18 protein-coding genes are annotated in these 22,226 nt (G+C 38.7%); 12 read left to right on the top strand and 6 right to left on the bottom strand.

Annotation, left to right across the window (positions count from 1 at the left end; genetic code table 11):
* The 8 genes from ACIQZ2_RS08040 to ACIQZ2_RS08005 all read left to right on the top strand — a co-directional run.
* Nucleotides 1–1,445, top strand: a 1,445-nt coding sequence (locus ACIQZ2_RS08040) for an alpha-L-rhamnosidase C-terminal domain-containing protein (RefSeq protein WP_395768337.1), incomplete at its 5' end; no start/stop codon positions are given.
* Between the two features lie 3 nt (nt 1,446–1,448).
* On the top strand, nt 1,449–2,504 hold the full coding sequence (rhaT, locus tag ACIQZ2_RS08035) for an L-rhamnose/proton symporter RhaT (protein WP_395768336.1): 1,056 nt from the start codon (nt 1,449–1,451) through the stop codon (nt 2,502–2,504).
* Nucleotide 2,505: 1 nt separating this feature from the next.
* Nucleotides 2,506–3,513 (top strand): GntR family transcriptional regulator, encoded by a 1,008-nt coding sequence (locus ACIQZ2_RS08030; RefSeq protein WP_395768335.1) that lies wholly within the window; start codon nt 2,506–2,508, stop codon nt 3,511–3,513.
* A 132-nt stretch (nt 3,514–3,645) separates the two neighbouring features.
* Nucleotides 3,646–5,049: a 3-isopropylmalate dehydratase large subunit gene (leuC, locus tag ACIQZ2_RS08025; RefSeq protein WP_395768334.1), complete on the top strand. Its 1,404-nt coding sequence runs from the start codon at nt 3,646–3,648 to the stop codon at nt 5,047–5,049.
* Between the two features lie 18 nt (nt 5,050–5,067).
* Nucleotides 5,068–5,658, top strand: a complete 591-nt coding sequence (gene leuD / locus ACIQZ2_RS08020; RefSeq protein WP_395768333.1) for a 3-isopropylmalate dehydratase small subunit — start codon at nt 5,068–5,070, stop codon at nt 5,656–5,658.
* Nucleotides 5,659–5,664: 6 nt separating this feature from the next.
* On the top strand, nt 5,665–7,176 hold the full coding sequence (locus ACIQZ2_RS08015; RefSeq protein ID WP_395768332.1) for an alpha-isopropylmalate synthase regulatory domain-containing protein: 1,512 nt from the start codon (nt 5,665–5,667) through the stop codon (nt 7,174–7,176).
* A 10-nt stretch (nt 7,177–7,186) separates the two neighbouring features.
* The gene (leuB, locus tag ACIQZ2_RS08010; protein WP_395768331.1) at nt 7,187–8,260 is read left to right on the top strand and encodes a 3-isopropylmalate dehydrogenase; all 1,074 of its coding nucleotides are present in this window, start codon (nt 7,187–7,189) and stop codon (nt 8,258–8,260) included.
* Between the two features lie 63 nt (nt 8,261–8,323).
* A complete protein-coding gene (locus ACIQZ2_RS08005) occupies nt 8,324–10,441 on the top strand; it encodes a prolyl oligopeptidase family serine peptidase (protein WP_395768330.1) in 2,118 nt (705 codons plus the stop codon).
* 388 nt (nt 10,442–10,829) lie between these two features.
* On the opposite strand, the gene ACIQZ2_RS08000 is transcribed toward ACIQZ2_RS08005, so the two are convergent.
* The gene (locus ACIQZ2_RS08000) at nt 10,830–11,900 is read right to left on the bottom strand and encodes a M42 family metallopeptidase (RefSeq protein ID WP_395768329.1); all 1,071 of its coding nucleotides are present in this window, start codon (nt 11,898–11,900) and stop codon (nt 10,830–10,832) included.
* 152 nt (nt 11,901–12,052) lie between these two features.
* Here ACIQZ2_RS08000 and pfkA point away from each other — a divergent pair, with 152 nt between their 5' ends.
* On the top strand, nt 12,053–13,027 hold the full coding sequence (pfkA, locus tag ACIQZ2_RS07995) for a 6-phosphofructokinase (protein WP_395768328.1): 975 nt from the start codon (nt 12,053–12,055) through the stop codon (nt 13,025–13,027).
* On the opposite strand, the gene ACIQZ2_RS07990 is transcribed toward pfkA, so the two are convergent.
* On the bottom strand, nt 13,024–13,794 hold the full coding sequence (locus tag ACIQZ2_RS07990) for a YdcF family protein (protein WP_395768327.1): 771 nt from the start codon (nt 13,792–13,794) through the stop codon (nt 13,024–13,026). The genes pfkA and ACIQZ2_RS07990 overlap by 4 nt on opposite strands.
* Nucleotides 13,795–13,835: 41 nt before the next feature.
* Here ACIQZ2_RS07990 and ACIQZ2_RS07985 point away from each other — a divergent pair, with 41 nt between their 5' ends.
* The gene (locus ACIQZ2_RS07985) at nt 13,836–15,221 is read left to right on the top strand and encodes a DUF4369 domain-containing protein (protein WP_395768326.1); all 1,386 of its coding nucleotides are present in this window, start codon (nt 13,836–13,838) and stop codon (nt 15,219–15,221) included.
* Here the strand turns inward: ACIQZ2_RS07985 and ACIQZ2_RS07980 are convergent, their stop codons facing one another.
* Nucleotides 15,222–15,776, bottom strand: coding sequence for a septal ring lytic transglycosylase RlpA family protein (locus ACIQZ2_RS07980; RefSeq protein WP_395768325.1), 555 nt, complete (start codon nt 15,774–15,776; stop codon nt 15,222–15,224). It abuts the gene before it with no gap.
* Nucleotides 15,777–15,948: 172 nt separating this feature from the next.
* Here ACIQZ2_RS07980 and ACIQZ2_RS07975 point away from each other — a divergent pair, with 172 nt between their 5' ends.
* A complete protein-coding gene (locus tag ACIQZ2_RS07975) occupies nt 15,949–16,266 on the top strand; it encodes a DUF3276 family protein (protein ID WP_395768324.1) in 318 nt (105 codons plus the stop codon).
* Nucleotides 16,267–16,354: 88 nt separating this feature from the next.
* Nucleotides 16,355–17,458, top strand: a complete 1,104-nt coding sequence (ychF, locus tag ACIQZ2_RS07970; RefSeq protein WP_395768323.1) for a redox-regulated ATPase YchF — start codon at nt 16,355–16,357, stop codon at nt 17,456–17,458.
* On the opposite strand, the gene ACIQZ2_RS07965 is transcribed toward ychF, so the two are convergent.
* Genes ACIQZ2_RS07965 through ACIQZ2_RS07955 form a run of 3 tightly spaced genes read right to left on the bottom strand, consistent with a single transcriptional unit; the run spans nt 17,455 to nt 22,171 of the window.
* A complete protein-coding gene (locus ACIQZ2_RS07965) occupies nt 17,455–18,687 on the bottom strand; it encodes a type IX secretion system plug protein domain-containing protein (protein ID WP_395768322.1) in 1,233 nt (410 codons plus the stop codon). The genes ychF and ACIQZ2_RS07965 overlap by 4 nt on opposite strands.
* 3 nt (nt 18,688–18,690) lie before the next feature.
* Nucleotides 18,691–20,565: an ABC-F family ATP-binding cassette domain-containing protein gene (locus tag ACIQZ2_RS07960; RefSeq protein ID WP_395768321.1), complete on the bottom strand. Its 1,875-nt coding sequence runs from the start codon at nt 20,563–20,565 to the stop codon at nt 18,691–18,693.
* Between the two features lie 28 nt (nt 20,566–20,593).
* Nucleotides 20,594–22,171, bottom strand: a complete 1,578-nt coding sequence (locus ACIQZ2_RS07955; RefSeq protein WP_395768320.1) for an FMN-binding glutamate synthase family protein — start codon at nt 22,169–22,171, stop codon at nt 20,594–20,596.
* Between the last annotated feature and the right edge of the window lie 55 nt (nt 22,172–22,226).

The raw sequence follows: 22,226 nt of genomic DNA, 5'->3' as shown, positions 1-22,226 counted from the left end.
ATGTGCAAGTAGAAGGCTATGAGGTAAATAAAGAGGATTTTAAAGCCATCGCCTTGCATTCGGATATGGCATCAACAGGAACTTTTGAAACAAGTAACCCCTTGTTAAATCAATTGCAATCGAATATTCGTTGGGGACAAAAGGGTAACTTTTTAGATGTTCCTACGGATTGTCCGCAGCGGGATGAGCGTTTGGGATGGACGGGTGATGCTGAGGTTTTTTCACGTACAGCTGCGTTTAATTTCAATGTGAATCAATTCTTTGCAAAATGGCTGAAGGATGTGGAAGCGGATCAATATGCCAATGGTGCTGTTCCTTTCGTGATTCCAGATGTTTTGAATAAAACGAATATTGGTCAGATGGCTAAGCAAGATGGCGCAGCCGGTTGGTCTGATGCGAGCATCATCATTCCATACAATATCTACACAACGTATGGGGATAAACAAGTCTTGGAGAATCAATATGCGAGTATGAAGGCGTATTTGAATTATGTACGAGGCGCAGCAAAAAATGATTTGTGGAATACAGGTTTTCAATTTGCCGATTGGCTTTCTTATCGTGTAGATGATTCCAAAGGAATGATTGGCCAAAAGTCGGCTGTGACGGATAACTATTTGGTAGCTCAATGTTTCTTTGCTTACAACACGCAGTTGATGATTAAAACAGCGCGTATTTTGGGGAAAGTTGACGAATACAAAGAATATGAACGTTTATTGGAGCGTATAAAACTGCAATTCCAAAAGGAATTCATGACGGCAAATGGTCGATTAATATCTGAAACCCAGACGGCCTATATTTTGGCATTGCAATTTGAGATGATTCCAAGTTCATTGCGCGAAGCGGCATTAGAGCGTTTGGTAACGAATATCGAGAGTTATAAATACCATTTGACAACGGGATTTTTGGGTACACCGTTCTTAAATCCGGTTTTAACGCGATTTGGTCGGAATGATGTAGCCTATAAATTATTGTTGCAGGATACGTATCCATCGTGGTTATATCCGATAAAGGCTCATGGTGCTACTACGATTTGGGAGCGCTGGGATTCGATGAAGCCTGATTCTACTTTTCAAGATCCGGGTATGACGTCCTTTAATCACTATGCTTATGGCGCCGTGGGAGATTGGATGTATCGCACCATTGGAGGAATTGATACGGAGGAATTCGATGGGGCAGGCTATAAGGAGAGTGTAATTAAACCTGAGTTGGGCGGAGGATTAACCTATGCCAAAACCAGTTTAGATACGCCTTATGGAAAAATTTCTTCGGATTGGCGATTAGATTCGAATGCATTTACGCTTCAGATAGATATACCTGCAAATACAATCGCAAGTGTAATTTTGCCCATACAGGGTTTTAAACAGATTCAACAAGACGGGCAGGTAATTACGGGAGATCGTGTTCGTGTGGGTTCAGGAAAATATGTATTTACGTTAACCAAATAAAATATGGGTGCTCTTTTAGGTCTATTTTTTCATTCTTTGGGCGGTTTTGCGTCTGGGTCATTTTACATTCCTTATCGCAAGATTCATGTCTGGTCTTGGGAGAGTGCTTGGTTAGTTGGCGGGGTATTTTCTTGGTTAATTGTCCCAATCATTGCCGCTTATTTAACGATTCCTGATTTTATGAATATTATCCAAACGGTAGATTCAGATGTCTTTTTCTGGACTTTTACTTTTGGTGTATTGTGGGGAATAGGCGGGCTTACCTTTGGTTTAGCCATGCGGTTTTTAGGTATGTCGTTAGGGATGTCAATCGCCTTGAGCTTGTGCAGTATTTTTGGTGCATTGGTACCGCCTATTTATCGGGAGTTTGCTGGAGTCAAAGGTGATACTATTTCACATATTGTAGGAAGTTCGGGTGGTCAGGTAGTTCTCTTGGGAATATTGGTTTGTGTCTTTGGTATTTATCTGTGTGGTAAGGCTGGCATGATGAAAGAGATTGAATTATCTCAGGAACAGAAGCAGGAAACCATAAAAGAATTTAGTTTATCAAAAGGTTTAATCGTTGCAACGATTTCTGGCTTATGCAGTGCTTGTTTTAATTTTGGTATTGAAGCGGGGAAAGATATGGCAGTCGCTGCAGTTGACAAGGGTTGTGATCCATTGTTTCAAAATAATGTGATTTTTATCGTGGTGTTGTGGGGTGGTTTTTTGACCAACTTTGTGTATTGTATGTATTTAAATTTCAAGAATAATTCCTTTGGTGATTATGCAAATGCTGCGGCTCCGTTGCGAATGAATTATACTTTTGCAGCCGTAGCGGGAACAACCTGGTTTCTGCAATTCTTTTTTTATGGCATGGGCGAAAGTAAATTAGGCAATGGTGCGAGTTCTTGGATTTTACACATGGCGACGATTATTTTGACTTCAAACTTTTGGGGGATTTATTTCAAAGAGTGGAAAGGCGTTTCAAAGTATACGATGCGTACCGTGATTACGGGAATTGTGGTGATTTTGGTTTCGGTATTAATTGTGGGTTTGGGTAATTCTATTTCAGAATAAAGTGCTGGATTTGATTAAAATAGATGAATTTTCTTCTACGCCCAAATACAGGCAATTAGCAAATTCAATCATCGAGGGAATTCAAGCGGGGCACATAAAGGAAGGTGATGTTCTGCCTTCGATTAATGAGGTGAGTTTCGCGCATTATATCTCGCGAATTACCGTTGAGAAGGGATATAATTATTTGAAGACCTTGGGAATAGTAGAATCCATCCGCGGGAAGGGATTTTTCATCTGCGTCGGCAGCGTCCCGGTAAATTTTCGTATCTTCTTGTTATTCAACAAGTTATCGGTTCACAAAAAAATCATTTATGATTCATTTGTTGCCTCTATGGGCGATGCTGCGGGTATTGACTTTTACATTTACAACAACGATTTTAATCTTTTTAAGCGCATTGTTACCAAACGCGAATTAGACTATTCCCATATTGTTATCATCCCTCATTTCATGGAAGGTGATTCAATAGCGGTTGAATTCATCAATTCACTCCCTAAAGAAAAACTTATTTTGGTAGATAAATTGCTACCCGGTATTCAAGGATCCTACGGTGCCGTATATGAAAATTTTGAGCTAGATATATTGGATGCTTTGGTTCAAGCGAAAGACGATTTAGCTAAATATCAAACGATCAACCTGGTATTTCCACAATCCAGTTATTATCCAGAAGGTATCGTTCGGGGATTCGAGCATTTTTGTCGGGAATATGCATTCGAATTTTCCGTCGTAGAACACGCAGAACCACAAGCAGGATCAGCTTACATAACGGTGATGGAAGATGATTTGATTTCTATATTGGATCAAATCAAGCAGAAAGATTTGAAGTTAGGCAAGGATGTGGGTTTGATTTCCTACAATGAAACGCCGATCAAGCGCTTGTTGTTTGAAGGTATCTCAACGATATCGACTGATTTTGTAAAAATGGGTGAGATGGCTGCAGATTTGGTAAAAAGCAATGATCGCACAAAGATTGAGAATCCCTTTTCTTTTATACATCGATCATCTTTGTAAAAGATGGTATTTACCAAATTTTATTTGGTGTATTTCCAATTTGACAGGCTTATTACTTTGCATTTTTGCAAAAAAATCAACATTTTTGTAGCTTAATTATATTGAAAGCGCATAAAAATTTAAATTATAAGAATGAGCAATTCTCCAACAACCTTGTTTGATAAAGTATGGGATTCACACGTGGTTCGAAAAATCGAAGATGGTCCGGATGTGTTTTTTATTGATCGGCATTTCATTCATGAAGTAACGAGTCCGGTAGCTTTTTTGGGTTTGGAACAACGCGGAATTGGGGTGATGTATCCAGAACGTACTTTTGCGACCGCAGATCACAATACGCCTACAATAAATCAACACCTTCCTGTCGAAGACCCTTTGTCGGCCAATCAGTTAAAGCAATTAGCCACCAATTCAGCCAAATACGGTATTTCACACTGGGGATTAGGAGATCCTAAAAATGGGATCGTACACGTTGTCGGTCCTGAGAATGGAATTACATTACCGGGGTTCACAATTGTTTGTGGAGATTCACATACTTCGACGCATGGTGCATTTGGTGCGATTGCATTTGGTATCGGTACTTCGGAGGTTGAGATGGTATTATCATCTCAGTGCATTATGCAGCCTAAGCCAAAGAAGATGCGTATCAATGTGACTGGTGAATTAGGAAAAGGCGTTACGCCAAAAGACGTCGCTTTGTATATTATTTCTAAATTATCAACTTCAGGTGCAACGGGTTATTTTGTTGAATACGCAGGGGATGTTTTTGAAAAAATGACGATGGAAGGTCGTATGACCGTTTGCAACTTGAGTATTGAGATGGGTGCGCGTGGTGGCATGATTGCTCCTGATCAAACAACATTTGATTATATCGAGGGTCGGCCTTTAGCCCCTAAAGGTGCTGATTGGGATACGCAATTGGCATATTGGAAAACATTAAAAACGGATGCAGGTGCTTCTTTTGATAAAGAAATCAATTTCAAAGCAGCTGACATTGAGCCCATGATTACTTACGGAACGAATCCGGGTATGGGTATGGGTATTTCGAGACATATTCCCAAGGCAGTGGATGTTGAAGGAGGAGTTGCTACTTACGAGAAATCATTGGATTACATGGGTTTCTCGGAAGATGATGCCATGATTGGCAAGCCAGTAGATTATGTGTTTATTGGTTCTTGTACCAATGGGCGTATCGAAGATTTTAGAGCCTTTGCTTCGATTGTAAAAGGCCGTAAAAAAGCGGATCATGTGACTGCTTGGGTGGTTCCAGGTTCACATATTGTGGAAGCACAAATTAAGGAAGAAGGAATTTTGGATATTTTGACGGAGGCGGGTTTTGTATTGCGCCAACCGGGTTGTTCGGCATGTTTAGCGATGAACGATGATAAGATTCCTGCTGGTAAATATGCGGTGAGTACGTCGAATCGTAATTTCGAGGGACGTCAAGGTCCGGGTTCTCGTACCTTATTGGCGAGCCCGCTGGTAGCTGCAGCAGCTGCGATTACGGGAGTTGTAACGGACCCAAGACAATTTTTATAAGATTTAAATTAGAGCAAGATGGCTTACGATAGTTTTAGTGTATTGAAAAGTTCAGCCGTTCCGATGCCAATCGAGAACGTAGATACTGACCAAATCATCCCTGCACGTTTCTTGAAAGCGACGGAACGCAAGGGTTTTGGGGATAATTTATTTAGGGATTGGCGTTATGATAAGAACGACCAACCGAAACAAGATTTTGTTTTGAACAACCCAACGTATTCGGGTAAGATTTTGGTAGGTGGGAAAAACTTCGGTTCTGGATCCTCACGAGAGCACGCGGCATGGGCCATTTATGATTATGGATTTCGTTGCGTTGTATCGTCTTTTTTTGCTGATATTTTCCGTGGAAATGCCATTAATGTAGGTATTCTTCCAGTTCAAGTCTCACCAGAATTTTTACATCAAATTTTTACTGCCATTGAAAAAGACCCTAAAACGGAATTGCTTGTTGATTTAAATACGCAAACAATCACCATTTCGGCTACTTCAGCGTCAGAATCTTTTGACATTAACGGTTACAAAAAACATAATTTACTGAACGGTTTTGATGACATCGATTATTTACAAGCGATGAAGTCTGAAATCGCGGATTTTGCCTCTAAGCGATAAGAATTCATGCGCCATATTGAAATCATGGATACGACCTTGCGGGATGGAGAACAAACCAGCGGTGTATCTTTTTCTGCTTCTGAAAAGTTAACCATAGCTCAATTGCTTTTAACTGAATTAAAGGTTGATCGCATTGAGATCGCATCTGCGCGCGTGTCAGAAGGTGAGTTCCAAGCGGTTAAAAAAATTACCAATTGGGCTTCAAAGGCCGGTTGTTTAGACCGTGTGGAGGTTTTGACTTTTGTTGATGGCGGAACGTCGGTTCAATGGATGTTGGACGCAGGAGCAAAGGTTATGAATTTATTGACCAAAGGCTCATTGAATCATTTACAACATCAATTAAAAAAAACACCTGAACAGCATTTTGCAGAAATTCGAGAAACTATTGAATTAGCCAATTCAAAGGGTTTGTCTGTTAATGTCTATTTGGAGGATTGGAGTAATGGGATGCGTAACTCAAAAGATTACGTGTTACAGTATCTTGACTATTTAACCCAGTTACCCATTAAGCGCGTGTTATTGCCAGATACCCTAGGTGTTTTGACGCATTGGGAAACGGCAGCATACATCAATGAATTAGTGAATCGTTATCCGAATACGCATTTTGATTTCCATGCGCACAATGATTATGATTTAGGTACAGCAAATGCTTTGGAGGCTGTTCGGAATGGTATTCATGGTTTACATTTAACGGTTAATGGAATGGGAGAACGCGCTGGAAATGCGCCTCTAGCTTCAGTAATTGCGGTATTGAATGATTATCAAAAAGATGTGAAGACGTCGGTATGTGAAAAGTCATTGTATACCGTGAGTAAATTAGTAGAAACCTTTTCTGGATTTCGTATTCCGGTGAACAAACCGGTCGTAGGAGAAAATGTATTTACCCAAACGGCCGGTATTCATGCCGATGGGGATAAAAAGAATAATTTATATTTCAATGAGTTAATGCCGGAGCGTTTTGGGCGTGAGCGTAAATATGCCTTAGGTAAAACATCTGGCAAGGCGAACATTGAAAATAATTTAGCGGCTTTAGGCATTCAGTTGTCAGATGTAGATTTGAAGAAAGTAACCCAACGAATTATTGAATTGGGTGATCGTAAGGAGGTAGTAACGCAAAATGATTTACCCTATATCATTTCGGATGTGCTCGATTCGGACGCTATTGAAGAGCGCGTACAGGTTTTAAATTATGTATTGACACATTCCAAAGAACTACGTCCATCCGTTACCTTGAAGATTTCGGTTGATGGAGAGATTTTTGAAGAGCATGCCCAGGGAGATGGACAGTATGATGCATTTATGCATGCATTAGCTTTGGTTTTTGAAAAGAAAGGTCAAAAATTAGCTCAGTTGACTGATTATGCGGTTCGTATTCCACCCGGAGGAGAGTCTGATGCTTTATGTGAAACGATTATCACATGGAATCATGCAGGAAGAGAGTTGATTACACGTGGTTTAGATTGTGACCAAACCGTATCTGCGATTAAGGCGACGCAAAAAATGTTGAATTTGATTTAATAAATATACAATGGCAAAGAAGCATATCCTGATTGTTCCGGGTGATGGAATTGGACAAGAAGTAACTGAAGTAGGTAAAAAAGTATTGGAGAAGATTGCGGCTAAATTTGGTCACGATTTTACGTATGATGAAGCATTGATTGGTCACGTTGCTATTGAAGCTACTGGTGATGCACTTCCTGAGGAGACTTTGGTTAAAATGAAAGCCTCTGATGCGGTGTTATTCGGTGCGGTCGGTCACCCCAAATATGACAATGATCCTTCTGCGAAGGTTCGTCCTGAGCAGGGTTTATTGAAAATGCGCAAGGAGTTAGGTCTGTATGCGAATTTGCGTCCGATTAAGTTGTTTGATGAGTTATTATCAGCATCCAGTATCAAGCCTGAAATTTTGAAAGGGGCTGATATCTTGTTTTTTCGTGAGTTGACGGGGGATATTTATTTTGGGGAAAAGGGACGGAAGAACAATGGTGATACCGCTTATGATGTCGCAGAATACAGCCGTTATGAAGTTGAGCGTATTGGTCGGAAAGCATTTGAGGCGGCTCGTACGCGCAAAAAGCATTTGGTATCAGTCGATAAAGCGAATGTATTGGAATCATCGCGTTTATGGCGTGAGGTTATTCAAAAGTTAGCTTTGGAATATCCGGATGTCACGGTAGAGTATCAATTTGTTGATGCCACAGCGATGTTACTAATTAAAGACCCAAAACGTTTTGATGTAGTGGTTACGGCTAATTTGTTTGGTGATATTCTAACGGATGAGGCGTCACAAATTGCAGGTTCCATGGGAATGCTAGCTTCTGCGTCTATCGGAGATGGTACGGGTGTATATGAGCCTATTCATGGATCTGCGCATGATATTACGGGTAAAGGTCTAGCGAATCCCATGGCTTCTGTGTTATCGGTTGCGCTTTTGTTAGACATCTCTTTTGGGATGAAGGCAGAATCTGAAGCTGTAATTAATGCGGTAGATCAAGTATTAAAGAAAGGTTTCCGCACAGGCGATATTGCAAATGCGTCCACCGATAAATCAATGATTTTAGGAACCGATGCAATCGGTGAAGAAATTCTTAAATTGATTTAATCAAATCAGTTTTTATTTTCTAATTTTAAGGCTTGCGAGACATTTCGCAGGCCTTATTTTTTTATGATGCGTAAACTATTCGTTATTCTATTGCTTTCATTTGGTGCTTTTGCTCAAAAAAACATTCAGGTGACCGATTTATTAAAAATCAAATCTGTGGGTAAACCCAGCTTTTCACCTGATGGTCAAAAGTTTTTATTTACGGTAACATCTGTTGAAGATGATCCAGAGACAAAAGGGGATTTCGTTTATCAAACACATTTGTATGTAGGTGATGTAGCAACTAAATCCACACGCGCCATGACATCCGGTAAATTTTCAATTAGTGCTCCCAATTGGGCACCTGATGGAAAATCAATTCTTTTTACGCGTGATTTGGGAAATAAGGCGCAAGTTTTTCAGTTAAGCTTAGCAGGAGGAGAAGCATTAGCGCTTACTAATTCGAAAGTTTCTGTTCAAAATTCTTCTATTTCGAAATTTGATGGACGTTTATATTTTCAATCGGGTATTTCGTTAAAGGATTTTTATTCGGATTCTTTGGCTAACCCGCGACACCTTATTCCATCCTGGACTTTGGAAAAGCCTAATGTTGCTAATCAGTCTTTTGTTTCTAAAGCTAAAGCAAATCCGAATGGTATGATTGAGGAGGTTAGAGCCTACCTAAGTCAAAATGAAAAAGATAAAAAAGCAAAGGTGATTAATCGCTTGAATTTTCAGGAAGAAACAGCAACTTCTGGGGAGATTCAGTTAAGCACGTTATTTGCCATGTCTTTAGAGGCAGGCGCGAAACCTGTTGCGATAAATAATCCTTTGCATCGCTGGTCGGATTGGGAGCAATTGAATGCCAATACGTTTGTCGTTATTTTGCCTGCTGATAGTCTTTCCCATCCTGATAAAGTAGGAGAAAATCAACTAGTGCGTTTTGATTTGACTACTAATACGTATAAGTCTCTTTTAATCAAGCCTGGTCATCGTTATTCAAATGTGACAGTCAGCAATAATGGTGAGCAAGTTGCCTTTTTTGAATCCAAATCAACGGGTGTTTCCAATGCGGTATTAAAGGTATTGAATATGAAGAATGGGCAAATTCATGTGGTAAATTTAGACCGCGTAATTACCCAGGTAAAATGGTCGGCCGATGATCAAAAATTATATATCTCGCCTCAAGATCATGGAGGTGTGCCATTGCTGGAATATACCATCGCTAGCCAACAATTTAAAACGCTTACTTCGGTGGCGGATGGTGTTTTGGGTTTTGATGTTGCTGGTGACCAACTAATTTACACGAAAACTTCCATTGAAAACCCGTCTGAATTATATATGCTTCAAGCGGGAAATGAGCGTACTATCACTGATTTTAATGCTTCATGGGTTCGGCAAAAGTCCTTATCAAAGGCTGAGAAGCATACTTTTATAAATAAGTTAGGTCAAACTATTGATTATTGGGTAATGAAACCTGTCGGGTATGTAGCCGGACAAAAGTATCCTTTGGTTGTTGAAATACACGGAGGGCCTACTGCTATGTGGGGAACTGGGGAGGCCAGTATGTGGCATGAGTTTCAGTATTATACAGCTAAAGGCTGGGGGGTAGTTTATTGCAATCCACGAGGCAGTGGGGGATATGGTACTCCATTCATGGCGAGTAATGTGAAAGATTGGGGTGCTGGACCGATGGCCGATGTGATGCAGGCGACTGATTTGGCTATAAAAGAAGGATGGGCGGACACTACGCGATTAGCTGTAACCGGTGGATCATATGCGGGATATTTAGTTGCCTGGATTGTAGGGCACTCAAATCGATTTAAGGTAGCTGCTACGCAACGTGGGGTTTATGAATTATCCACCTTTTTTGGTGAGGGGAATGCTTGGCGTTTAGTGCCTAATTATTTTGGTGGATATCCTTGGGAGAAGGCTACCCGTGCGATTCTAGATAGAGAATCTCCATTGACTTATGTGGCGAATATCAAAACTCCTTTAATTATTTTCCATGGAGAAAATGATTTACGTACAGGCGTTATTCAAAGTGAAATGTTGTATAAAAGTCTGAAGCAAATGGGTCGTACGGTCGAGTATGTACGTCATCCTGGTGCATCGCATGAAATTACACGAGCAGGAAATAATCGCCAACGAATTGATCAGATGTTGAGGACTTGGGAGTTTTTTGCGCGTTATCTAGAATAAGGACAATGGTAGAGACGCTATACTTTTCGTGTCTCATTTATTGAAAATTGTAAAAAAAAGACGCGAAGTACCGCGTCTTTTTTTTGTATCCAGTCCAAGGTCTAACGTCCAAGGTCTAACGTCCAAGGTCTAACGTCCAAGGTCTAACGTCCAAGGTCTAACGTCTAACGTCTAACGTCCAAGGTCTAACGTCCAAGGTCTAACGTCCAAGGTCTAACGTCCAACGTCTAACGTCCAAGGTCTAACGTCTAACGTCTAACGTCCAAGGTCTAACGTCCAAGGTCTAACGTCTAACGTCCAACGTCTAACGTCCAAGGTCTAACGTCCAACGTCTAACGTCTAAAGTCCAACGTCTAAAGTCCATCGTCTAACGTCTAAATTCCAACGTCTAATTAAAATACCTCCAATCTTCATTTCCTTTGACCTTCAATAACGATTGGTAAATTAATTCAATCACCGCTTCCATATCACTCTTGGCGATTGTTTCAACGGTTGTGTGCATGTATTTTAATGGAAGAGAAATCAATGCTGATGCCACGCCTTCAGTCGCGTAAGCAAATGCGTCGGTATCTGTACCTGTTGAACGTGATACTGCCTGTCGTTGAAAATCTATCGCATTTTCTTTAGCCACATCGATGATAAAATCGCGTACATTATTTTGTACGGCAGGACCGTAACAGATGACAGGACCTTTCCCGCAAGACATATCACCCTGTGTTTTCTTGTTGTACATAGGTGACTGTGTATCATGCGTTACATCCGTTATAAATGCCAAATCCGGTTTTAATCTTCTGACGATCATTTCAGCGCCTCGCAGACCAATTTCTTCTTGAACAGAATTGACAATATATAGGGTGAAAGGTAATTTTATGTTATTTTCTTTTAGTTTACGTGCCACTTCTGCAATCATATAACCTCCAATGCGGTTATCTAAGGCTCGGCCAACTAAATATTTATGATTCAATTCGGTTAAACCATCTTCAAACGTTACCACGGTTCCCACGTGAATACCCATTTCTTCCACTTCCTTTTTATTGGCAGCTCCGCAGTCAATGAAGATATCATCAATGGATGGTGCTTTATCTTTTGCTAAATCACGTACATGGATTGCAGGCCAACCAAATATCCCTTTAACAACTTTGTCTTTGGTATGAATATTCGCGCGCATGGAAGGGGCAATTAAGGCATCCGAACCTCCATTACGACGAAGAAACAAATATCCATTGTCATCAATGTAATTAACAAACCAAGATATTTCATCTGCATGCGCTTCTATGACTACTTTGTAGGGCTGCCCTGGATTTATAACACCCACCGCTGTTCCGTAGGTATCAATTATTTTTTCATCAATGAAGGGTTTTAAATATTCCAACCAGATTTGTTGGCCCGACGACTCAAAGCCCGTCGGGGAGGCATTATTTAAATAACTATATAAGAATTCGTTCGCTGTTGTTGGCATATTTTCATTTGATTAATGCATGCAAATTACAAAACTTTACACGTGAAATTTATAAAAAATCGATTCAAAATCTAAGCTATTTTTATGGTTTAAGCGATTAAAATCGTATTTTCGAAGGATTTTCATGGTAACATGTATTTAAAATTAGATTGATGAAGAAAATAGCTGTATTTACCTCAGGTGGAGATGCTCCCGGAATGAATGCTTGTATTCGTGCGATTGTTCGTGGTGCTGCATATCACGGTGTCGAAGTTTATGGAATTATCCGTGGGTATAATGGAATGATAAAAGGTGATATAATCCCCTTAAATTCTCAGTCCGTAAGTAACATCATTCAACGTGGTGGTACCATATTAAAGTCAGCCCGTTCAAAGGAATTTATGACTTCAGAAGGTCGTCAAAAGGCTTATGATAAATTACAAGAGTTAGGCATTGAGGGTTTGGTGGCCATTGGTGGAAATGGAACATTTACAGGTGCCGAAATATTTTTTAATGAGTTTAAGATTCCTACCGTAGGTGCTCCAGGTACCATAGACAATGATTTGTACGGAACTGATTATACCATTGGTTTTGATACCGCTGTAAATACGGCTTTGGATGCGATTGATAAAATTCGTGATACCGCTGATTCACATGATCGCGTTTTCTTTATTGAAGTAATGGGGCGTGATTCGGGTTATATAGCGGTTCAATGTGGTATCGCTGGTGGAGCTGAAGCTTTGATGATCCCGGAAAATTTAACGCCTGTTGACGAAATCATTGCTATTTTAAATAATGGCTTTGCTAAGCAAAAATCGTCATCCATTGTGGTTGTTGCTGAAGGAGATGAAGAGGGTAATGCACAAATTGTTGCGAATAAGATTCGCGAAAAGATGGGAAGTAAAATTGATATTCGAGTGACTACTTTAGGTCATATTCAGCGTGGAGGTATACCTACGGCATATGACCGTATTTTGGCATCTCGTTTAGGTTTGGGTGCTTTGGAAGGGTTATTACGTGGTGAGAAAAATGTAATGGCTGGTGTAATTAATAATCAATTGGTTTATACGCCTTTCCATGATACCATTACCAAGAAAAAGCCGGTTTCGGAAGATTTAATTCGAATGGTTGAAATTTTGTCAACTTAAACGTAGCCCATTATTCGGTAAATTCCGTATCCTATAATCTCCCGAATCAAATATGAGCATTTAAACAGCTCTCTTTCGGAAGGAATAAGGCATTCCAGGACACCTAAATGGGTGTCCTTTTTTTTGCTGTCAACCACATAGGGCGTTACTTGAAAGCCTTGTTTTTCAAAACAAGCAACCGCTCTACGCATATGGTAGGCAGAAGTAACGAGCAGAATTGTTTTAGGTATACCTAATGAATCCAATGTTTGTTTCGAATAAAGCGCATTTTCATGTGTGTTTTTAGCTTTATTTTCTGTGATAATGTCATTGGAAGGTACCCCCAACGTGATTAGCAAGCGTTTTACTTGTTCGGTTTCATTGGTTTCATCGACTTTAAGCTTACCGATTGATGTATTACCACCGGTGATGAGGATTTTTGAAATATACCCTTTTTGGTACAAGAAAAGAGGTTGCATTACTCGGTCTGCACTTTCGCCTAAATTTATTCGATCCGGATCTTCTTGATTAGCGCGAATGATTCCACCTCCAAGAATTATTCCCACTTCATACGTGTTATCTAATTCAGTTTGTGGCATTTCATAGGCAGAAAATAAGGTATTAACCACGAGTGTATTACTACCGAGTATGAGTAGGCTGAGTAAGGTAATTCCAATACGCTTTCTTACAATGGTTTTTTTGCTAATTAGCAGGAAGATTGTCAAGAAAATTATCCAAGTAATTGGTAGAAGTAAAAAATCAATTATTTTAGATAGCGTAAAAAACATTGTATTTTTGAAATTATGAATTTAAAATTAGCCTAATTTTTATGAAAGTCCTCACAAGCCTAACGCTTCTTTTTATCTTAAGTTTTTCTACTGTTGCACAGCAATCAGGTTTTCAAATTAAAGGAAAAATCAAAGGTTTGAGTAATACGGAGGTATATCTCGCGCATTATTTTGGGTCAAATCAGCAAGTTATTAAGGATACAGCTAAGGTTGATGAAAGTGGGGAATTTGTTTTCCAAGGCGCTGAAAATTTAGATGAAGGTTTGTATTTAGTCTCATTTATGACGAATAAATATTTCGATCTAGTTATAGGCAATTCTCAATTTTCTTTTGAGTCAGATACAAGTGATATTATAGGCCTCATGAAAATTCAAAATAGTCCCGAAAATGAGGCTTTTTATTCATTTCAACGTGACATGAGTGCCTCTTATTTGGCCATGCAATCAAAAGTAAAACCAGAGCAAATGCGTTCTCAGATGGCCTTAATTCAACAAAAGTGGATAAAGGATCATTCAAAATTATTTGTTTCAAAGTTAATTCAAGCTAGCATTGAGCCTGAAATTCCTGCCTATCCGAAGCCCATTAGAAATGCTAAGGATAGTTCTGATTTGTTTAAATTTCAATATACATTCTATAAAAAGCATTTTTTCGATAACATCGATTTGAATGATGAGCGATTTATACGTACGCCATTCTTACAAAGGAAAATTGATAAATATTTTGAGGATTTGGTTGTACAAGAATCCGATTCTATTTCAAAGGACGCGGATGAAATTTTAGCTAAAATCAAGAACGAAGCTATTCGTAAGTATGTTGTATATAAGATTTCAAGCACGTATGAAAATCATAATATTGTTGGTACCGATGGCGCATTTGTTCATTTGGCAGAGAAGTATTATATCGGAGAACCTCAATTATGGGATACCACGACCATTCGAAAAATGAAGGAGAGGATAGCCATTATAAAGCCCTTATTAATAGGCAAGCGTATTCCGGAGCTGTTTTTGACGGATCCAGCAGGTAAGTTATTAACCACAGCCTCAATTCAAGCTAATTATACAATCCTTTTTATTTATGATCCAGATTGTAGTCACTGCAAAGAGGAAACGCCTAAGTTATTAGCCTTGGATACCTATTTTAAATCAAAAAATATTACTGTATTAGCCGCATGTATTCTTCGAGATAAAATTCAATGGAAGAATTTTATCACAGAATTTAAAATCGGACATTGGAAAAATGGCATCGATATTCACATCGATCCAAAGACTGGAAAGGAAGCGTATTATACCGACTTTCAAAAGACTTTCGATGCTTATGCTACCCCAGTGGTGTATATATTAGATAAGTCAAAAAAGATAATTGGGAAAAGAATTCCAGTTGACAAGATACAAGACTTTTTGACATTTTATGAATCGAAACGTAACTAGTTATTTCTTAATCCGCATTTTACTTTTGGGCTTTTTACCTTTCTTGAGGTAACGCTTGTTTTTAATTTTACGCTTAATCCGATACTTTTTTTTGTATTTCAAACGCGTTTTTTGATAAAACTTATTGCTGAATTTAGGAGGCGTTTCTAATTCTAATTTATGATAGGGGATGAGCATTATTTCATTTTCAAAACCTATTATTTTGATTTTTACTTTAGCTAATCCTTGTAAATGAATCCCTATTTTTCTTGCTGCCGCTTCAGTTAAATCGATTATTCGGCCACTTTTATAGGGACCTCTGTCATTTATTCTAACTACAACCGTTCGCTTATTACTTAAATTAGTTACTTCAACCAGAGTGTTAAATGGATATAATCGATGCGCAGCTGTTAATTCTGTTTTCCGGAGAATTTCCTGATTTGCGGTTTGTCTATTGTAAAAGAAATTCGCGTAGAATGAAGCAATGCCATAACTCTCATCACCTAACTCCTGTGAAAACCCTTTATGTGAACAAAGGACGCTTATTAAGAGGAAAAGGATTAAATAATATCGCATTTTACGTTAACTAATGGGTTTTCAAAGTTTGACTTTTATTGCGGGAATTAAAAATTTTGTTAAAATAATCCTACATTTTGTCAATTCGGGGATTGAAAATAAATCGAATATTTTTGAGTGAATGAGAAATAATAGTAGATTTACACATTGTCAAACCTAATTTATTTTAACAGTGGAAGAAAGAGATAGAGAAGAACTGTTTTCAAAACGAATCAGAGCAGGTAAAAGAACTTATTTTTTTGATGTTAAATCGACCCGTTCTCAAGACTATTACATTACGATTACGGAAAGTCGTCGTCACCAAAAAGAAGATGGTTTTGTTTATGAAAAGCATAAAATGTTTCTTTACAAAGAAGACTTTGACAAGTTTGTAGAAGGATTAAATGAGGCCGTTAATCACGTTAAAACGGAATTGATGCCAGATGTTGATTTTAATCAGTTTAATCGGGATGAGGATGAGTTTAGTGGTACTGATTTGAAGTGGGAATAATCTAAATATGAATTTTTTTAAAAGCCTCTGAGAAATCGGAGGCTTTTTTCTTTTTTAGCCGTATTTTTGTTGCTTATCAAATTTATATATGGGATTAACTTGTGGAATTGTTGGATTGCCGAATGTAGGAAAGTCAACTTTGTTTAGTGCGATATCATCGAATAAGGCTGAAGCGGCCAATTATCCTTTTTGTACGATTGAGCCCAACGTAGGAATTGTTACCGTTCCTGATGAGCGATTAAATGTGCTTGCCGAATTCGTTAAGCCTAATCGTATTTTACCAACGGTTATTGAATTTACTGATATAGCTGGTTTGGTTAAGGGAGCATCTCAAGGTGCGGGTTTAGGGAATAAGTTTTTAGCTAATATTCGGGAAGTTGATGCGATCATACATGTGGTTCGTTGCTTCGATGATGAAAATATTATTCACGTTGAAGGTCGAGTTAACCCAGTAAGTGATAAAGAAATCATTGATATGGAATTGCAATTAAAAGATTTGGAATCCATTGATAAAAAAATACAAAAAACTGAACGTGCCGCTAAAAATGGTGATGCCAAAGCTAAACAAGAATTTGCTGCTTTGCAGGAATTTAAGAAGACCTTAGAGGAAGGTAAATCTGCACGTACGGTTGTTATGGATGCAGATTTACGTGATGTGGCCATTGGAGATTTATGTTTGTTGACCGATAAGCCTGTGATTTACGTAGCCAATGTAGACGAAGCTTCTTTAGCGGCTGGTGGAAATTCCTTTGTTGATACGCTTCGTGAAAATGTCGCTGCTGAACAAGCTGAGGTTATCGTAGTTTGTGCTGCGCTTGAAGCGCAAATTTCAGAAATTGAAGATTTAGCAGAACGCCAAATGTTCTTAGAAGAATATGGTTTATCAGAATCTGGTTTAAGTAAGTTAATTCGTAGCTCGTATGCTCTGTTAAATTTAATTACCTATTTCACGGCTGGTGTCCAAGAAGTACGTGCCTGGACAATTCAAAAAGGCTGGAAAGCGCCTCAAGCTGCAGGGGTAATTCATACTGATTTTGAACGTGGATTTATCAGAGCGGAAGTAATTAAGTTTGCTGATTATCAAACGTATAAAAGCGAGTCGGCATGTAAGGAAGCGGGTAAGTTAAGTGTGGAAGGCAAAGATTATATCGTCCACGATGGCGATGTAATGCATTTCAGATTCAATGTTTAATTGATTGAATTGATTTTCTGATATCCAATTAACTCATCATAGCGTTTACCCGGTTTGCGGAGATACACCATGATTTCATAGCTATTTTCAGTTTGAGCATAATTCCCTTCTAATTCATTGGAAGGGTTTTTTGTTTCAAATCGATAATTGTAAACACCTTGTTTTAGCTGCAGTGTAGCTTGGTAAACGCCCATAGCCTCATTGTATTGCATTTGATTTTCAGTCTGGTGTTTGTATTGATTAAAGGCACCACAAACATAAATGGGGTCAGTTTGCCGCGGCATTTTTAAACTAAATGTACATTGTACATAATCTGCATACAGGGCGTTGGTTGGATTCTCGTAATTTTCAAATACATAAGCTCCATTAAGATCATTTCTTTGTACATACGTGTAATTACCCAGCGGACTTTCAATCGTCGTATATAACCTCGTTATTTTCTCTTGTACATCCCAGTGATCTACGAAGTTTAGTTTTTGCTGCGTACTTCTTAAATCAATAAACCGATATTCATTACCAGCGCGAATGGCTTGTTCATTTTCAAAACTCGGAAATGTAATGCTTTGGTCCATGGGATTGATGATTCCCAAAGGTAATTTCGCAAACTGATTCTGTAGAATCTCATTTTGTTTCACATATATTTTTAAATCCTCTGCGGCATTTAACATCAGTTGACTTGGATATTTTAAACGTAATTCTAGATTTTGATGTGTGGCACGCAAAGCGTTGCTTTTACCAAATCTGACTTGAGATCCAATCGTTATTTCATTGGAATAAACACAATATCGCTGGGTAAACAAGGTGTCACGCTTTGACCTGTTATAAAGCATCACGACATAATTTCCAGATAGTTTTACTCGAGGCAAATTCGCCTGATAATGTCGATAGGGGATTTTTGTACCCATCGAAGCCTGTGAATCCCGAACTGGAACATCATTGAAATCTTGTAAATATTCGATATCTGAAAGATTGGATGGGGACCAATCTGCCTGGCAATGAATAATACGCATGTACAATCCATTCCGATTTACGAGTGACAAATCATCAAAAATGATTGAATAAGCAGCTTGGTTGGCTAGGTCTATGGCAGGTTGAGCCTGTATAACTTCGTGCGGAGTGGACTGACCAATGTAAACACTTTGAATATCAGTTGAAAAAACGGTATTGCCCAATTGGCCTAAAGCGCTTATCGATAAACTCAGAAGCAATACAAGGCCTATTTTGTGCATATCTTAGCCGATTAACAACTCCCATTCAGCCGTAGTCTCCTCTAATTTTACTTGAACCGCATGGCGTTGAGTTTCTAAATTTTTCAATTCTTCAAATTTCGATTCTGAAGCTAACCCTGCCATTACTAATTCAATTCGCTCAATCTCTTTTTCAAATTCAATGATTTGATTCTCGAGTTTTTCGATAAGCTTTTCATTGTTTTGGTTAGTAGGCTTGTGTTCAATAGGAGCCAACTCCGGTTTTTGTTTTACATTAGAAGACTTTGCGTTAGTTTGGATAACGGGTCTGCTGGCCATCCATGTTTCGTATTCGTCAAACGTTCCTGGATATTCTTTTATTTCATGATCTTCTATGTACCAAATTTTATTCGCGATGTTTGACACAAAATAACGATCGTGGGATACCACCACATACGTTCCTTCATATTGTTGTAGGGCCTGTATCAAAATATTGACTGATTGCATATCCAAGTGGTTGGTTGGCTCATCCAACAACAAGAAATTTGCTTCTGAAATTAATACTTTTGCCAGTGCAACACGTGACTTTTCTCCTCCGGATAATACTTTTATTTTCTTAAATACTTCTTCGCCTGAAAATAAGAAACATCCCAGGACGCTACGCAATTCCATTTCAGTTTTAGTTGTACCCGTTGCCTTTAACTCATCAATCAGCGTGTTTTCTACATTTAAACTTTCTAACTGATGTTGTGCAAAAAATGATTCAATAACATTATGTCCAGTTCTGCGCTCTCCTTCAATTTGTTCAGTTCCTGAAATAACGCGTAGTAAAGTTGATTTACCTTTCCCGTTCGCGCCAATCAATGCAATTTTATCCCCTCTGTTGATGGTAGCCGACGTCTTTTTTAGGATAACTTTATCACCATAGGCTTTTGAAATGTCTTCTAAGAATAGAATAAATCGACCAGGCTCTGTTCCAAAGTTGAACTTAAAGTTAACTTTTGCTTTTTCATCAATAACATCATCTATGATGTCAATTTTCTCCAAGGCTTTAACACGGGATTGCACTTGACGCGATTTGGACGCTTTCGCTTTAAAACGCTCAATAAATCGCTCTGTTTGTCTAATTTGTGATTGTTGGTTTTCAAAAGCTCCTTTTTGAATTTCATTTCGCAAGGATTTCTCTTCGGTATAATATGAATAGTTGCCGGGGTAGAGGGTGATTTTGGCACTTGAAACTTCAGCAATATGATCAATCGTACGATCAAGGAAATAACGGTCGTGCGATACGACTACTATAGCTCCTTCATAATCATGTATGTAATTTTCTACCCATTCGATGGAAGGTAGGTCCAAGTGGTTAGTAGGTTCATCTAAAAGTAATAGCGAAGGCTTTTGTAACAGTAATTTGGCCAACATAACCCGCATGCGCCACCCTCCAGAAAATAAGCGTAAAGGTCTTGTTAGGTCATCCGTGCTAAATCCTAATCCTTCTAAAATCTCCTCGGTTTTTGATTGGATGGTATAACCATCTAAACGCTCAAATTCCTCTTGCAATTTGGCTAATAAATCGACATCCTTGTCTTCGTAATTGGTCTCCATTTTATGCAAGACCTGATCAATTTCCTTCTGCAGTTCCAGTTGTCGGTCAAAGGCTTGCATAGCAACCTCTAGAATACTATCATCTGTTTGGTAGGATAATAAATCTTGATTTAAAAATCCAATGGTACAATCACCCGATTTAGAAATATTGCCACCATCTGGTGTATACTCACCTGAAATTAATCGAAGAAGTGTTGATTTTCCTGTTCCATTCGCCCCAATGAGGCCAATTTTAGCTTTAGGTTTGATATGAAGATTGGCACCTTCATAGAGTGCCCGACTACCGAAATAGAAATTAAGATTGGATATTGATAACATGGGTGCAAAGATAATCGTTTATCTCCAATCAATCAGCCATAATTTCTAAACGATTTCTAGCATCTTGCCCTCCTAAATAGGGACAAGCGATTAATGTATTGAAATTTTCATAGGGTATCGTTGTTTTGTGATATCCGTATGCCTTAGCCAATGTCATGGTTCGGTTATTATCACCCATAGATAATTCAATGTCATCCATGTTCATTTGACTTGGATGCTCATAGCCACAGGCATGCGTAATTTCCCCTATTTCTTTAACTAAGGTATGGTGATACCGGTAAAATCGTTCACTTTTTAAGGTCACATCTATTCCAGATTGTAGCCATTTATTTGATGTAGCTATTCCAGTTGGGCAGTGATTTGTATGACACTTTTGTGCTTGGATACAACCAATCGACATCATAGATTCTCGGGCAATATTAACAGAATCAGCTCCCATGGCAAATGCTAAAAGAGCCTTTTCTGGAAAGCCTAATTTTCCGGATGCAATGAAATAGATTTTATCAGTTAAATCATGCCGCTGAAAGATTTGATAAATTTTAGCAAAAGCAAAGGTAAATGGCATCGATACATGATCAGCGAAGGCATGTGGAGCGGCTCCCGTTCCACCTTCACCACCATCGATTGTAATAAAATCAGGTCCTTTTCCTGTTTTAGCCATGTGCGCAGCTAATTCTTCCCATTGTTCTAGTTTACCGATGGCAGATTTTATGCCAACAGGTATACCTGTTTCATTGGCCATAGCTTCTATAAAATCAACCATTTCGCTTACATTGGTAAATTGAGCATGAAATGCTGGTGACATAGCGTCCTTACCCATGGGTATATTTCGTATAGCAGCAATTTCTTGGTTGATTTTGGAGGCTGGTAACATTCCGCCTTTACCTGGTTTGGCGCCTTGTGATAATTTAAGCTCTATAGCACGTAGTTGTGGATTTTCTTCAACTTTTTGTATAAGTTTTTTCATTGAAAAAGTTCCATCCAGTTCTCTTACCCCAAAATATGCGGTTCCTATATTCAAAACCACATCCGCACCAAATTGATGATACGGCGATAATGAGCCTTCTCCTGTATTGTGGAAACAACCAGCTATTTTGGCACCTTTGTTTAGTGCTTCTATTGCTTTGGCTGAAAGGGAGCCATAACTCATTCCAGAAATATTTACGACTGAATATGGACGGTAAGGTCTTTTTCTCTTGTGATAAAGTCCAATCACCTTGTTTGCTGGAATGATCCCTGGATTCTTTTTGCTGCTATGATTTGCAGGTGGGTTATATCCCATCATGGCATTTTTAATGAAAATATATCCAGGCGTATTGAAATCTTGGTCAGTTCCAAAACCTTGTAGGTTATTTTCGTTTTTTGAGGAAGCATAAATCCAAGATCGCTCTTGCCTGTTAAATGGTAATTCTTCGCGGTTATTTGCTACAATGTATTGCCTAAGTTCGGGTCCTATTTGTTCTAACCAATAACGAAAATGCCCTACAAGTGGAAAGTTGTGCGTTATCGTATGGCTCTTTTGTATGAAAATGTCTCGAATGAGGACACCTATGATAATAAGTAAAATCCAGAACCAGATACTTTGTAGAATGTTCGCTATTTGCATTTGTTGATTATTTTAGAACAAATTTGATAAATTTTTCCCAATACTTATTTTTATC

Origin of the sequence: Aquirufa sp. (assembly GCF_044342065.1) — a bacterium.
GTDB lineage: Bacteria > Bacteroidota > Bacteroidia > Cytophagales > Spirosomataceae > Aquirufa.
Note: the sequence above shows the minus strand (reverse complement) of the source record. Positions and strands in the feature narration are given on the sequence as shown.

Bases quoted from the DNA above. Each gene is read 5' to 3' on its own strand.
- leuB (WP_395768331.1), top strand. From the start codon at position 7,187: ATGGCAAAGAAGCATATCCTGATTGTTCCGGGTGATGGAATTGGACAA.
- ACIQZ2_RS07965 (WP_395768322.1), bottom strand. From the start codon at position 18,687: ATGCACAAAATAGGCCTTGTATTGCTTCTGAGTTTATCGATAAGCGCT.
- rhaT (WP_395768336.1), top strand. From the start codon at position 1,449: ATGGGTGCTCTTTTAGGTCTATTTTTTCATTCTTTGGGCGGTTTTGCG.
- leuD (WP_395768333.1), top strand. From the start codon at position 5,068: ATGGCTTACGATAGTTTTAGTGTATTGAAAAGTTCAGCCGTTCCGATG.
- ACIQZ2_RS07985 (WP_395768326.1), top strand. From the start codon at position 13,836: ATGAAAGTCCTCACAAGCCTAACGCTTCTTTTTATCTTAAGTTTTTCT.
- ACIQZ2_RS07990 (WP_395768327.1), bottom strand. From the start codon at position 13,794: ATGTTTTTTACGCTATCTAAAATAATTGATTTTTTACTTCTACCAATT.
- ACIQZ2_RS08015 (WP_395768332.1), top strand. From the start codon at position 5,665: ATGCGCCATATTGAAATCATGGATACGACCTTGCGGGATGGAGAACAA.
- ychF (WP_395768323.1), top strand. From the start codon at position 16,355: ATGGGATTAACTTGTGGAATTGTTGGATTGCCGAATGTAGGAAAGTCA.
- pfkA (WP_395768328.1), top strand. From the start codon at position 12,053: ATGAAGAAAATAGCTGTATTTACCTCAGGTGGAGATGCTCCCGGAATG.
- ACIQZ2_RS08005 (WP_395768330.1), top strand. From the start codon at position 8,324: ATGATGCGTAAACTATTCGTTATTCTATTGCTTTCATTTGGTGCTTTT.
- leuC (WP_395768334.1), top strand. From the start codon at position 3,646: ATGAGCAATTCTCCAACAACCTTGTTTGATAAAGTATGGGATTCACAC.
- ACIQZ2_RS08000 (WP_395768329.1), bottom strand. From the start codon at position 11,900: ATGCCAACAACAGCGAACGAATTCTTATATAGTTATTTAAATAATGCC.
- ACIQZ2_RS07980 (WP_395768325.1), bottom strand. From the start codon at position 15,776: ATGCGATATTATTTAATCCTTTTCCTCTTAATAAGCGTCCTTTGTTCA.
- ACIQZ2_RS07955 (WP_395768320.1), bottom strand. From the start codon at position 22,171: ATGCAAATAGCGAACATTCTACAAAGTATCTGGTTCTGGATTTTACTT.
- ACIQZ2_RS07960 (WP_395768321.1), bottom strand. From the start codon at position 20,565: ATGTTATCAATATCCAATCTTAATTTCTATTTCGGTAGTCGGGCACTC.